Annotated in this window: 7 protein-coding genes; all 7 read left to right on the top strand. The window is 39.9% G+C overall.

The window, feature by feature from the left end; translation table 11 throughout:
- Window positions 1-8: 8 nt before the first annotated feature.
- The 7 genes from IPF37_01055 (at window position 9) to IPF37_01025 (ending at window position 14909) form a co-directional block, all read left to right on the top strand.
- Window positions 9-899, top strand: coding sequence for a DUF1732 domain-containing protein (locus IPF37_01055; protein QQR49421.1), 891 nt, complete (start codon window positions 9-11; stop codon window positions 897-899).
- A 19-nt stretch (window positions 900-918) separates the two neighbouring features.
- Complete coding sequence (locus IPF37_01050; GenBank protein QQR49420.1) at window positions 919-2052, top strand: glycosyltransferase family 9 protein; 1134 nt, start codon at window positions 919-921, stop codon at window positions 2050-2052.
- Between the two features lie 240 nt (window positions 2053-2292).
- Window positions 2293-7107, top strand: a complete 4815-nt coding sequence (locus IPF37_01045) for a hypothetical protein (GenBank protein QQR49419.1) — start codon at window positions 2293-2295, stop codon at window positions 7105-7107.
- 11 nt (window positions 7108-7118) lie between these two features.
- Window positions 7119-8594: a hypothetical protein gene (locus tag IPF37_01040; protein ID QQR49418.1), complete on the top strand. Its 1476-nt coding sequence runs from the start codon at window positions 7119-7121 to the stop codon at window positions 8592-8594.
- Between the two features lie 87 nt (window positions 8595-8681).
- The gene (locus tag IPF37_01035) at window positions 8682-10697 is read left to right on the top strand and encodes a hypothetical protein (GenBank protein ID QQR49417.1); all 2016 of its coding nucleotides are present in this window, start codon (window positions 8682-8684) and stop codon (window positions 10695-10697) included.
- Between the two features lie 57 nt (window positions 10698-10754).
- Window positions 10755-12803 carry a WD40 repeat domain-containing protein gene (locus tag IPF37_01030; protein ID QQR49416.1) on the top strand — a complete coding sequence of 683 codons (2049 nt, stop codon included), beginning with the start codon at window positions 10755-10757 and terminating at the stop codon, window positions 12801-12803.
- 12 nt (window positions 12804-12815) lie between these two features.
- Window positions 12816-14909 carry a WD40 repeat domain-containing protein gene (locus IPF37_01025; protein QQR49415.1) on the top strand — a complete coding sequence of 698 codons (2094 nt, stop codon included), beginning with the start codon at window positions 12816-12818 and terminating at the stop codon, window positions 14907-14909.
- Window positions 14910-14917 lie beyond the last annotated feature (8 nt).

The raw sequence follows: 14917 nt of genomic DNA, 5'->3' as shown, positions 1-14917 counted from the left end.
GAACGCTTGTGCTATTAAGTATGACTGGTTTTAGTAGCAAATCTGCTACCATTGATATTCCTGAAGTGGGCACCGTTGGAATAAGTGTTGAGATAAAAACGATTAATTCGCGTTTTTTTGAAGCAACCTGCAAGTTGCCTAATTCACTTAATAGCCTTGAAGTTGATATCATTAATCTTTTGCAAAAAAAGCTTTTACGTGGACGGTTGTATTTGACGGTGCGGTTTACTGGCGATAATGAGATTTTGAGTCACATAACGCCGTCCATGAAAAATATTGAAGAATATTTAGAAACGGTTGCAAACATAAAAAGTAAGTTTGGGTTGCAGGGCGATTTGACGTTGCAAGATTTATTGCTGTTGCCCAATGTCTTTGTTGCCACGCGGGGTGATTTGTCGGTGGATGGTCAAAAAGCAATTTTAACAGTTGTAGATCAAGCAGCTCAAGTATTGATTGCCGTTCGTGCCGAAGAAGGTGCTCGTTTAGAAAAGGATTTGTTGGAACGATTCAAAATTTGTGGTCAAAAGATTCAACAGATCAAACAAGGATCCGAAGTTCTTTTGGATAAATTAAAAAAAGAGTGTGAACAAAAACGTGTGGTGGTCGAACAAGGTGATGATTTAGCGCGCTTGCAACTTGATGATTTGTATGGTCAGCTTAATAAGGCTGATGTGCATGAAGAAATTACGCGCTTTAATAGTCACTTGAAAAGTGTTGAGGCGTTGTTTGCCGCCAAGCAAGATGATAAGGGAAAGCGCTTAGATTTTATTTTGCAAGAGCTGCTGCGTGAAACAAATACTACGATGGCAAAATGTTCGGATTTTGATATTAGTTCGCTTTGTGTCGATATCAAAGTTGAGTTAGAAAAAGCGCGCGAACAAGTTCAAAATATTGTTTAGATTTGAAAGTTAAAAAGGTATGCATAAGCAACTAGTTCCCGATGAGTTGTTACAAAAAGCCGATAAGATTCTTTTTATAACGCATTTGGGAATTGGCGATTTTGTTTATATGCAAACGTTTTTTAAAGTATTTTCTCAAAAATATCCGCATATCAAAATTGATGTGTGGGTTGATGAAGTACAGCGAACGCGCTGCTGGTGGCGTTGGAAAAATTTGCAAAATTATTCGTTGTATGACTGGCTTACTACTGTGCCATTTTTTAACAAAATTTATACAAAAACTTATTCGCCCGAAACCTTTAATAATTCATTGGCCCAAGCAAAGAATCAGGCTTATCCGATCGTGGTTGCTCTGTGCCCAATTCGGGGGCATGTGTATGCAAAGTTGGCGCGTTCTATTGCCGGTAAGTGTGGTTTTGCTGCAGGTCTAAAAAATAAAATATTTTTTCTTTCGCTTTTTAAGCGCTATCGTTACTACAAGCTTAATGCAACGTTGTCAATTTCAGAGGTACGTAAATTGGCTGGGAATGAGCATCATATTTCTGATGTCTATGCTGTTTGGTTTTCTATGCTTTTGGGTGTGGAAACAACACAAGCACAGCGAGCGCCTTTTGTCATAATTCCTGAGTCATGGGAAGCCAATGCGCGCATAGTGCTTGATGCTCTTGAACCGGATAAGTATGTTAAGCCCGATGGGCAGCTTGTTTTTATTAATACGTTTGCCAAGGCTGCAAAGCGCTGTTGGACCATTGCGCAAGCAATTCAATTAATTAAAGAAATGAAAAAAGAAAAGCAGTGGAAAAATGCTACTTTTTTAGTTAATGCCATTCCTTCAGTTTTGGCTGATGTGAAAAAAAATGTTGATCGCGAATGCATGGCCAATGTTCATATTTTTACGACCGACCGTAGTTTTTTTCAGCTTTCATCAATTTTGAGTATGTGCTCGCTCATTGTCTCTGTTGAAACGTTGGTTGTTCATTTGGGGCCGGCACTTGGCGTGCCGGTAGTGGTGTTGATGCATCAAAAAAAAACTGAGTGGGTGCCGTGGAACAAGCAGTTAAGTACGATTGTCATGACAAAAAAACGCTCTCAATTGATTAAAGATATTTCTGTTGAAAGTGTTAATGAGGCTATTAAGCAACGAAGTACATGAAGCGTTTCGGTTAAAAAAATCCTATCGACAATTCGATATTGCACAATAATGATACAAAAATAAATTTTTTCATTCTGTCTTTGTCTCTATTTGTTCATTCTTTTTTGGAATGTATTCTAGTGCCTTTTTTTAATTTTTCAATAAATACTTGCGTCCTAAAATTTTCTACGTTAGGGTAATTTTGCATGATTCAAAAAGGTCGTGTAAAAAAAAAGAGAGAAAGTAGAGGAGATCACAAGAGTGGGTAGTAAAAAATTTTTACTTCTTCTGACCGTTCTGTATGTTTGTGTACCTTTTAATATATTTTCAGGACCAGTAGGTTCAGATTCGCTGGTTTCAATCGTAAGCAATACCACCTTTCCGACTTCAGATAACGATTCATTTTTAACTCCCAACATTGTTCATGGCTTTGGCTGGATGAAAAACGGCTTTAGTTTTGGAGATGCACAAACTACTTGTACTTTTAATTCAGTATTTCCTGTTGCTGGATCTATTGATTTGCAGGGCGGTTTGCTTTATTTGACCAGCGATTTAATTTTTAATAATCCCTCGACATTGGCATCAACTGGTATTTTTTATGCTAATAATCATACGGTTGATTTTGCGAGCAGTATTACTTATTTGCCGCGCGTTAACAATACTGTATTTCATAATGCGAATGTTTATTTTAGTAATGATACGATTATCAGTGGGACTCTCAAATTTCGTGGTACTTGTGTTCTTGATGGCAAAAAAAATAATGTTACGCTTGGTAATACTGGCGTTCTTATTGTTGATAGTGGTTCTAGCTTAACTCTTAAAAATCTTGAACTTGATGGTCTGAAAAATAAAAAACTTTTGTGTCTTGATAATTCTGCAACGTTATTATTTGATAATGTGCGCTTAGTACAAAGTGACAATTACTCTTTTACCAATGGTAGCATTACCTTTTTGAATGATGTTGTTTGTTCAAGTTCTCATACGTTTAAATATGATTCTCGTTTTACTAGCACGATTAAAGCAGATTCGTGCTGGGAATTTACCGATCTTGGTACGTTAGAAATTGGGCGTAAAACTGGGTACTATGGTCGTGAGCCACTTTATTTTGAAGATGGTTCTTCAATCATCAAAATGAATAATAGTACCTTGGCGGTGACCAGCTCTGGCGCGCGGTTGACGCGCGGTAAATTTGTGGGGGATGGTGCTGTTAAACTTGATGTTTATTCGACCAATACCATGAGTGCGCTGGCAATGGGTGATGGTGTTAGTATTCCGAATGACCTGACGTTTAAATTATATCCAGAAGCTGTTTTTCATTTAAAACGTGGTCGTATGATTTATGATATTATTGATGGTGACAATTTCTTGACGGATGACGTTGATGTGCGGTTTATTCGTCGTGGTCTCGGGTCTATTATGCATGTTAACCAAGATATGGTGCTTGCGAATGTTACTATTAAGGTAGATCCCTACAGCGATACTGAATTACTTCCTGGTAAGCACATTTATTACAATAATACCGGTGTTTCAACGGCGTATGGCGATTATACAATTACTGCAACGTATCTTAACGGTATTCAGGAGCTTTTTGGCGGCAATGGATATTTATTTGTTGAAAAAGGCTTCTATCCATTTTATGCACTTGTTAAAGGCACTAATAATACTTTTGCAGGGCCGGGTGATATTTACAGTCCGATTACGCTTGCCGATGGTGGCTCCCAATTGTGTTTAGATTTAATGGGCAGAGTACTGAGTAATATTGTTTTGCATGGCGGTACGATCATTTTAGGAAATGATATTACTTTTGGAAATAACGCGGTTATTACTGGTTCTGGTAAAGTTCAAGCTTATGGGTACTCAGTTGACTTACCAGCTACGAATGTGGTTTTAACAAGTACGTTGAATCTCAATGGGAATGGTGCTGTTTTCCGCTTAAATTCAGATACTATTATGGCGTCGCCGCTAACGTTTAATGGTCATTGGGTTATTAATGGTAACGGTAATATGCTTGATTTTAGTTCAAGCGGTGCTTTAATTGTTGGTAAAAATTCTTTTGTAGAATTAAGAAATGTTACGTTACGTCGTGTTCATGATAATGTTATTCGTTGTTTTGATAATTCAGGTATATTTCATTTTGATTCGATCAATATTCTTTTAAGTAACGATTATTCATTTACCGTTGGTAGTTTAAAGATTGAAAATGATTGTACGCTTGATGGTCCTTTTACCTTCAATTATCAAAGTGGCTTGACTAGTACCATTGATCAATCATCACAATTTTTATTGAAGCCAGATACGACCTTGGCGATAGGCCGTCAACAACCATTTGGTCGACAACCATTGTATTTTGAAGATTTAACCTCTCAATTGATTGTTGATAATGCAACTTGGTCGATAACTAGCTCTGGGATGCGGGTGACGCGAGGTACGGTTGTTATGAACCGAGAAGCTTTTCTTGATATTCATTCAACGGCAACTTGGAATGGCTTGATTTTTGGTAATGGTATTCCTGAAGGTGATATGATTCTTTCGTGGAATGCTGCAACGGTTGCGCGGATACCAAAAGGACATGTAACCATTAACGTTACAAATCCGCTTAGTTTTCAATCCCGTACCAGAAATACAGAGATTGAGGTTGGCCCGGAATTTTATTTAAATCTTGAACAGGATATGATTGTTAAAAACCTGACTATCAATTCTGATGGTACGTGGCTTTTTGTTCTTGCCCCGGGCAAAACACTTTCTTATGAAGATTATGGTGTCACCTCTCCTGGTCTTGATTATGTTATGACTGGTTATCAGTACGATGATATTACTACGTTGCTTGCTGGTAATGACAGTGTTATTGTGGCTGACGGTGCATTTCCAATGGTTTTATTGGTTACGAGTACAGGGAACAAGCTGTATGGGTTTGGTGGTATGAGTGGGCCAATTATTTTAACTGATCAAACTGCTGAATTGACGGTTGGTTTAGGAAAAGCAGTATCGTACGATATAGCACTCAATGGCGGTAAACTTATTTTGGGATCAAATTTATTACTACAGAATAGTGCGTTTTTTACCGATTTCGGTATTGTTGATGCGGAACATTATACCATTGATTTGCCGACTGAAGATATTACGATAACTAGCTCAATATTTTTTACCAGCTCGCATGCTTTCTTAACGCTCAATTCAGATGTGAAATTAGCATCGGGGTTGACGTTTGATGGTGACTGGACCATTTTGGGTAACGGTAAATCGCTTGATTTGGTTGCTTCTGGTTCAATTTTAGTGAATAAAAATTCAAGTCTTCGCTTTAAAGATGTTCAGCTGCGCGATGTTGGCGGTAATGATGTGTGTTGCTTTGATAATTCTGGGCAGATAATTTTTGATAATTCTTCTTTAAGTATGAATGCAGATTACTCATTTACCGTGGGTAGTTTTGTCTGTGATAAGTTTTTTGATATCAGTGGTAGCGCGACGTTCTTTTATCAAAGTGCATTAACCAGTACCATCAATGCCTATTCAACACTTCATGTCAGTTCTGGTGCTGCTATGTCGATTGGTAGAAAAAATTCTTATGGTCGTGAACCGCTTTATTTGCAAGATTTTTCTTCTGAGTGGGCGTTTGAGAATGCTTCTTTGGTAGTTACTGCCTCAGGAATGCATTTAACACGCGGTTCTTTTACGATTGGTGGCGATCTTTATTTTGATATAAAATCGAGCTCTTCTCAATTTGGTTTTATTATTGGTGATGGTGTTGCGGCACATGATCCAGTGTGTGAATTGTTGGCTGGCTCAGTCTTGCATATTCCTCGCGGAGCGCTTGTTTATGAAGGTACTAATACCAATGTATTTCTTTCACGATCAGACAATCCTCGACTTGAAATTGGTAGTAAGATGTCTTTTTATGTTAATCAAAATATGTTATTGAAAAATGTCGGGATTTTGCCTGCGACTGGTGCTCGTACCGTTATTGCCGCTGGTAAGTCAATGACGTACAATCAATACAGTGTTTTTCAGCCGGGTATTGAATATCAAATTACTGGACAGCGTTCCACATCTGGTGCCAATCAATTGGCAGGCAATGGGCAAATTATTATTAAATCTGGAGCTACGCCGCTGCCGACTATTGTTACTGGTTCTGGCAATGTTATTCAAGGCATGGGTAATATTGGTATGCCAATTAACATGCAAGGTAGTACCGCGCAGCTTAATTTAAATATTTTTGGACGTGTGTTTAACAATATAACGATGAGCGGTGGCAATTTAACGCTTGGCAATTTATTAACGTTTGGTGCAGGCAATGTTATTAACGGTACTGGGACGGTCACCATGGGCAATAAAGCGATCATGTTGGTAGGGGCTGATTATTCGTGGACCAGTACGTTGACGCTTGATGCCAGTGGTGGTTTGTTTATGTCGCTTGGTTCAAGTAATGTTAAGCTGTCGGGAACGTGGACTTTTAGTGGTGCTGCAACGTTGAATGGTCAGGGTACAATTATCGATCTTGGGACTACCGGTCAAATTCTTGTTGAACGCGGATCAACGCTGACGATGAAAAATATTACGATCAAAGGATTGAGTGGTTCTCGTGTTCGTTGTCTTGATAATGCTGGCCGCTTTATTTTGCAAAATATTGAATGTATACAGACAGGGGATGTTAGCTTTTCAAAAGGTTCGATTGATTTTTATGATGAATGTATATTAACGGGTCCTAATACAACGTTTGCTTATTGTTCACCACAAACAAGTTATGTAAAACCTCGTTCTTCGTTATATCTTGATGAAAAAGTAACGTTCTCGTACGATCCGATAACGAATAATAATGCATTATTACGATTAGTTGATTCAACGTCTGCCATGATCTTAAATTCTGCAACGCTGTTTTCAACGCCAACTGGTCTAAAATTAACAAAAGGTATATTACAAGTTAATGGTAATTGTTCCGTGGTGAGTCGTGCAAGAACAAGTGCGGAAGGTATTGGAGTGGGGGATGGTATTTCTGCCGGCAACGATGTGACGATTGATATTTTACCAAGTGCCGTACTTGATCTTCAGTCTGGCTATCTTGTTTACAACAATTTATCGTAAAGAGGATAGATATGAGCTTTTTAAAAAGTTTGCTCTGTGTTCTGATCGTGATAAACGGTTCTTTGCACGCACAAGTCATTACGCGTACTAAAGATTCAACACTTAAGATTGCTACTGGGGCTTGTTTAGTTACGAATAATAAAATCACTAATATTTCTGGTACCGTTTTCTTTGATCCTCAAAGCATGCTGAGTGGACAGGGTATTCAATTTACGACTGGTTCGGTGATACAAAATGATAAAAAAATACAGATTACTGGTTTGTTAGATGGTCAAAGTCAAATTTTTTTAAATGGAAGCAAAGCATTTACTGGCAATGGTAAGCAAATGAGTCAGTCGTTACTGGTGTCTGGTTTCAATAATCGGATTGATGGTGCCGTTGTTCTTTCTAGCCCAATTCAATTACTCGACAGCCTTTCAAGTGTAACGTTCGCGCTGTCGCGCAGTTTGAATAATGACATTCTCTTGAATGGTGGGGAAATTTTTTTAGAAGGAGATTTGCGTTTTGTTGATAAAAAAGTTATTAAAGGGCCGGGGCTTGTAAAATTGAATAACCGGCAGCTTGATCTTGGCCAGCGTGAGCTGGTGGTTGATACACCACTGATTTTTGAAAATGCTCAAGATATTACCTTGAATGCAGATTTATATTTGTCTGCCACGTGGACATTTAGCGGTATTAATATTTTACGCGGCAATGGCTACAGTATTATTCTTAATGATGATGGTCATATTGTTCTTGAGCGTGGCTCCACATTGTTGATGCATCATCTTTCTGTTGAGCGTTTAAAAAATTCTAATCTGCGTTGTCTTGATAATGCGGCAACTCTTACGATCCAAGTGAGCAAATTATTTTTGGATGATGATTTTAGTTTTACCTTGGGTGGTTTTAGATTTTTAGGAAACACGACCATTGGTGGCGGAGGTCATACGTTTATTTATCAATCGGTTATGCCAAGTATTATTGCCAGCAATTCAACGCTGATATTTGAAACAGGCCTGACGTTTAGTTATGATCCGTTAGTTTTCAGACAAGATCTGCTGCAATTTGAAAACAATCAATCACTATTATCGCTTGGTGGCGGTACATTGTATATTTCAACAACCGGCATGCAATTAACCACCGGTCAAGCAAAGTTTGATAACTATTCGTATGTGATGGCGCCTCTTCTGATTGATCCGATTACGTACGATGTTTTATCTGGTGGACTGATGATTGGCAATAACAATGGAGACTATGATTTTAAAATTACCTTAAACGCTGGCGCATTTCTTGATATTGCCCAAGGGCAGCTGGTGTACAGCAATGTCAACAGCTCGATGTGGAACATGGTCAATGAAATTTGTACGTTGCAAATGGAAGCCGGGACAAACTTAGTACTTGAGCAAACACTTGATATCGGCCGTGGCCGCTTGAATTTGTCTGGTGCTGCTTCATTAGTAAAATTCCCTGAAGCAAATTTTGTTGGCTCCGTGAATATCATTAATTAATAATTCATCGTTGAGCGTGTATAATTTTATGAGAATACACTATTTACTTTTTTTTTATTCTTCTGCAAAAACGATGTTAAGGGCGTTGTGATTGGGTCTGATACAACGCCTTCGCGTCAGGCCAGTGTCGTTTCATTTCCTAATACCGATACCGATAATGAAATGCGTGGATTTTCTATTTTTGAGAATGGGTTTTTACTGCAAGATTATACTACGCGATGCACACACAATGCGTTGTTTCCCGTTTCTGGTAACGTCAATTTAAACAGAGGGTATTTATATTTAAGAGAAGATTTAAATTTTGAAAATGTTTTAAATTTTGTTTCAGTTGGTTTTATTGAAGGAAATTATCGTTCGGTGAGTTTTTCAAAATCATTGCCGATCTTAACAATGCCTGCCAGTGCTATGGCAGCCGCCGCGCTTAATTCTTTAGCAACCGCGAGTATGAATGCCGCAGTGACGTCTGTTGACTGGGCGCCCAGTGGTAGCTATTTGGCTGCTGGAGACTCTAATAGTTCGCCTCAACTAGCAGTGTACCAGTGGGATGGGGCAAATTTAACCTCAACGCTTTCTTCAAGTACCTCGTTAAATACTATAAATTCTGTTCGTTGGAATGATGCTTATTCTACTTATTTTGCGGTGGCACAAAGCACAGGATTTTTGTCTGGCAATCCGCAGCTGATAATATATGCGTATAAAGTTTATAATGGTACGCTTACCATTGCCGCTTCTCAGACTATAGGTTTTCTTGGCTTAAATGGTGGGTTGTCTGTTGCCTGGCATCCTTCTGGTTTACAAGTTGTTTTGGGTAATAGTGTTGCTGCCAATCGGTTACGCGTGTATTCATTTACGCCGTCATCCCCGGCTTTATCGCAAATTTCAACAGCAGCGCCGGCACAAAATCCTTCCAATGACGCTATGGTTTTTGCGCCGGGCGGTAATTATTTAGCAGTGGGATTGACAGCCTCTGGTACTAATCCAACGCTGATGATCTATAGTTTTAATGGAACATCGTTAACGGTGACCGCTAGTGTTAATACTGGGGCTGCCGTAACAGCGTTAGATTGGTCGCCAACCGGATCGTATATTGCCGTTGGCATGAGTGGTACGACGGCACGGTTGAGAGTTTATAAGCATGATCCAGTTGGGGCTACTATTTTAGAAATTAAAACGCCACGGATTAGTGAAACAACAACCGTTAATGAAGTTGCATGGAATTCTGATGGTACCATGCTTTCTAGTGGTACATCAAATGGTGCAAGCTCGCTGGTGAACTTGTATACTTTTGATAAAACGGCAGAAGTGTTATCACTTTTCAATAGTGCTACACAAACATCTGCGCTGAGTACGGTACGTTGGTCTCCAGGCAATACGTATCTGGCAACAGGTAATCAGGCAGCGAGTGGAGTGGTTACGATGTATGGCGGTACAACCGAACCAATGATTTTTAGTAACACGGTTCTTTCTTTGGGCACATCGCTTAATATTTCCGGTACGTGGAAATTTAAAGGAAATTGCAAAGTTGCGGGGCAAGGAAATAGATTGACGTTTAAAGCCGCAAACAGTGGTATTGTGCTTTCGCCTGGCGCCAAAGTTATGTTTGATAATGTAGAATTATTTGGCTTGCAAAGAAATAATCTGCAGTGCATGGCTAACAATTCTACCATGACCTTTAAAAATAGTGCGCTCGTACTGGCCAATGATTTTACCTTTTCGACTGGTTCTTTTTATATTAATTCTGATGTGTTGGTGACCGGCGCTAAAAAATTTATTTATTCAAGTAAAATAGGCAGCACGATTGGCTCTCGAGCCACGTTTTATTTTGATCAAGGTACTACGTTTAGTTACGCGCCATTGCGTGCCAATAAAAATTTATTGTATATGCCTGATTCTTCGGCAGCGTTGTATCTTAACGGTGCTACCTTATTTTCAACAACTACGGGTTTGCGCTTGTCCAATGGGACGTTGTATGTAGATAATAAAGTTACCATGAGTACGCAAGCGCGCAATTCTGGTGAGGCCATGATTTTAAGTAACAATCTGAATGTGAATATTTTTAGTAGTGCGGTGTTAGATGTGTATGGTTTTATTCGCTATAGTTAAAAAGTTGTCATTATGAGTAAAAATTTTTTTATCATATTCGTACGTATGTTCTTGATCATGAACATGGTACTAACTCATAGTGCTGCGGTTGTTATCGGCTCTAATACGGTTGTTGCACGTCAAGCTTTTACGACATTTCCTGTTGCTGATGCTGACAATGAAGTGCGTGGCTTTACGTCAATGACGCAAGGATTTGCGCTAGAAGATGGTGCTAATTCATGTATTTATAATGCCTATTTTCCGGTTGAGCAGACTATTTGTTTGGGTGGTGGGACCTTATCGTTATCAGAAGATTTAGTGCTATCAAATACAACACTTAATTTTGGTCTTATCCCAACCATTGGGCGTTTTCTGGGTGTTAATGGTCAGTCGATTAAATTTCCTACCGCGGTTGATAATTTAACCATTCCACTTGTTTCTTTTCTTCCTCAGGCGATAGCATCGATTACGGCGCCTGCCGCTATTAATTCGATTGATTGGTCGCCTGATGGTAGCTACATTGCGGCGACCATTAATTATCTTTCGCCAAATACCAATGTGATGATTTTTAATTTTAATGGGTTATCGTTGTCGCTTACCAGTTCTGTTTATATTCAGCCTTATGATGGGCTGTGTACGCGTTGGAATCCGGTTTATACGCAATATGTTGGCTACTGTGGCATGGATAATCCCAATGGTAATGATACGTGGATTTCAAATTTTAACAAAGTGGCAGGAACGTTAGTTGCGTCTCAGGGAGCATATCTTACCGGTACTGGTCCCGCCATGGCGTGGCATCCTTCGGGAAATTATTTGATTGTGAGCAGCACGCATCCTGGACGAGAAATTGGTCTGTTTCAGTTTCTTTCTAACACGGGTACTTTTACCGCGCAGCCATTTACGAGTTTGAACTTTCCTCTTGGCGCTGGTAATAAGCCAGCAGCGAGTGCCGATTCGATATCGTTTGCTCCGGGCGGAAATCTTTTTGCTATTGGTACCGTTCATCCATCAACGGGTGCGTCGTTATTTATTATGAATTTTAGTCCTAGTCCATCACTTTCTTTGAATACCAGTATTGATACCGGAGCTGCCGTAAACGCGGTTGATTGGTCGTCAACAGGTACGTACATTGCGGTAGGGCTTACTGCTACTAATGAAAGATTACGCATTTATGCACATAATGCTGCTAGTAGTACCTTAACAGAAATCAAGACGGCGCATGTTGGTTTGAGTACGGCAGTAACATCGCTGGAGTGGGACAATACCGGAACTTTTTTGCGTGTTGGTAATGCGAGTCCTGCGCTATTGCGCACATATTATTTTGACAAGGGTAGTTTGACGTTGACATTGATTGATGTGGTTAGTGCGGTTGGTGCTACAACAGTTCGTTGGTCGCATAATGCTACGTATTTAGCAGATGCTACCGGGACTACGTTGAATGTGCGCAAAGTTAACACAACGCTACCTTTGATATTTCACAATGTTCGTTTAATTTTTTCTTCAGACGTAATTATTAATAAACAATGGAAATTTAAAGGAACATGTGATGTGGTGGCGACGGGTGGTACGCTGTCATTTGCAAGTGGGGGTTCTATTTTGTTGGCACCAGGTACCAATTTGACGTTTGATGGTGTCACGCTGAGCAGTGTTGGCGGCAGCAACATCAGTTGTATGGACAATGCCGGAACCGTGACTTTTAGAAATTCACACCTTTTCTTTTCACGTGAATTTTCGTTTTCAACGGGCTCTATGGGGTTTGAATCAGAAGTAATGTTTTCAGGAACGGTAAAAATTAATTATACAACGCGCATGACAAGCACGGTTGGTTCAGGAGCAACATGGGCGCTGGATCAAGGAATGTCATTTAGCTATGCGCCGGCAATTGCGCGTAAAACATTAATTCGCTTGGAAGATCCAACATCGATGTGGTATTTAAATGGTACGACTATTTTTTCAACGGTTACCGGCCTTCAATTATCACGTGGTACGTTGGTGGTTGATAATCATGTGACGTTGAGTAGTCAAGCGCGTAACAGTGGCGAGGCAATGATTTTAAGTAATAATTTGAATGTTAATATTTTGAGTGGTGGGCTGTTAGATATTTATGGCTTTATTCGTTATAGTTAAAAAGTTGTAATTATGAGTAAAATATTGTTGTATAAAATATTCGTACGCATGTTCTTAATCATGAGCATGGTCCCAACTCATAGTTCGGCAGTGGTTGTTGGCTCTAATACGGCTGTATCACGACAAGCATTTACCACCTTTCCTGTTGCTGATGTGGACAATGAAGTGCGTGGTTTTACTTCAATGACACAAGGTTTTGCGATAGAAGATGGTAATGCCTCGTGTATTTATAATGCGTATTTTCCCGTTGAACAAACCATATGTTTGGGCGGCGGCACGTTATCGTTATCTGAAGATCTAGTACTTTCTAATACAACAATAATTATAGGTCTTGTGCCAACCATAGGGCGTTTTTTGGGTGGCAATGGCCAATCGATTAAATTTCCTGCAGCGGTTGATAGTTTGACGATCCCGCTTGTTTCTTTCTTGCCAAAAAGTCTGGTGAGTACTACTACCAACGCGGCCATTAGTTCTATCGACTGGTCTCCCGATAGCAAATATATTGCGGTGGGGCTTGCTCAAAATGCTGGGGCAGAAATGCTGATCTATTATTTTGATGGGACTACGTTAACAATGACTAATGCGCTCAGTACAGGTGCACCTGTTGGGCAGACTGTCGATCAAGGCGTTACTGTTGTGCGTTGGCATCCATTTGATAATTATATTGCTTTTGGAACAACAGAAGATTTGGGAGATGATTTTGTTATTGGTAAACTTAATGTTTCTAACGGACAGTTTACGTCGCCCGATGGTGGCTGGTTGACGGGGATTTGTAAAACAATTGGTTGGCACCCTGCAGGCGACTATTTGGTTGTTGGGAGTTCAAATTTAGCCAAAGAGCTTATTTTGTATAAGTTTGATCGTGCGATGGGCACCTTTAATACTAATCCTGGCGGTATTTTTGACTTTGATATTACAACGCCCGTTAATGGTGCGGCGACGAGTGCGGATTCGTTGAGTTGGGCCCCCGGTGGTAATTTGTTTGCGGTTGGGACTACGGCGTTACTTGTTATGAATTTTAGTCCTAGTCCATCGCTTTCTTTGAATTCAAATGTCAATCTTGGCATTGCTATTAATGCGGTTGATTGGTCGCCCACAGGGACGTACATAGCGGCCGGGCTTGCTGCTTCAAATGAAACATTACGTATTTATGCACATAATGCTGCGAATAGTACCTTGACAGAAATCAAGACAGCGTATGTTGGTTTGAGTACGGCAGTTACGTCGCTGCAATGGGATAGTACCGGCACTTTTTTGCGCGTTGGTAATGCGAGCCCCGCGCTGTTGCGTACTTATTATTTTGATCAAACTAGTTTGACGCTAACCTTGATTGATGTGGTGAGTGCTGTTGGTGCAACGACGGTGCGATGGTCGCCCAATGATCAATATTTGGCAGATGCTAATAATCTGACTTTGAACATTAGAAAAGTTTATACAACCTTGCCGTTAACATTTGAAAATGTTCGCTTAATTTTTTCTTCCGATGTAATTATTAACAAGCAATGGAAGTTTAAGGGAACATGCGATGTGGTGGCAACGGGCGGAGTGCTTTCATTTGCAAGAGAGGGCTCCATTTTGTTAGCGCCTGGTACCAATCTGACGTTTGATGGCGTTACACTGAGTAGTGTTGGCGGTAGCAACATAAGTTGTATGGACAATGCCGGTACGGTTACGTTTAGAAATTCACAACTTTTCTTTTCGAGAGAGTTTTCGTTTTCAACCGGTTCTATGGGATTTGAATCAGAAGTAATGTTTTCAGGAACCGTAAAAATTAATTATACAACGCGCATGACCAGTACCATTGGTTCAGGTGCAACATGGGCACTGGATCAAGGAATATCATTTAGTTATGCGCCGGCAATTGCGCGCAAAACATTAATTCGCTTGGAAGACCCAACATCGATGTGGTATTTAAATGGTACGACTATTTTTTCAACCGTTACGGGTCTTCAGTTGTCGCGTGGCACATTGGTAGTTGATAATCATGTGACGTTGAGCAGCCAAGCGCGCAACAGCGGTGAAGCAATGATTTTAAGTAATAATTTGAATGTAAATATTTTGAGTGGTGGTCTGTTGGATATTTATGGCTTTGTTCGTTATAGCTAAAAAGTGTT

It is taken from the genome of bacterium, from assembly GCA_016699045.1.
GTDB lineage: Bacteria > Babelota > Babeliae > Babelales > RVW-14 > AaIE-18.
This window is presented reverse-complemented; position numbering and strand designations above follow the sequence as displayed.

What these genes read in the sequence shown, in the direction of transcription:
- IPF37_01050 (QQR49420.1), top strand. Translation starts at nt 919, where the DNA reads ATGCATAAGCAACTAGTTCCCGATGAGTTGTTACAAAAAGCCGATAAG.
- IPF37_01040 (QQR49418.1), top strand. Translation starts at nt 7,119, where the DNA reads ATGAGCTTTTTAAAAAGTTTGCTCTGTGTTCTGATCGTGATAAACGGT.
- IPF37_01030 (QQR49416.1), top strand. Translation starts at nt 10,755, where the DNA reads ATGAACATGGTACTAACTCATAGTGCTGCGGTTGTTATCGGCTCTAAT.
- IPF37_01025 (QQR49415.1), top strand. Translation starts at nt 12,816, where the DNA reads ATGAGTAAAATATTGTTGTATAAAATATTCGTACGCATGTTCTTAATC.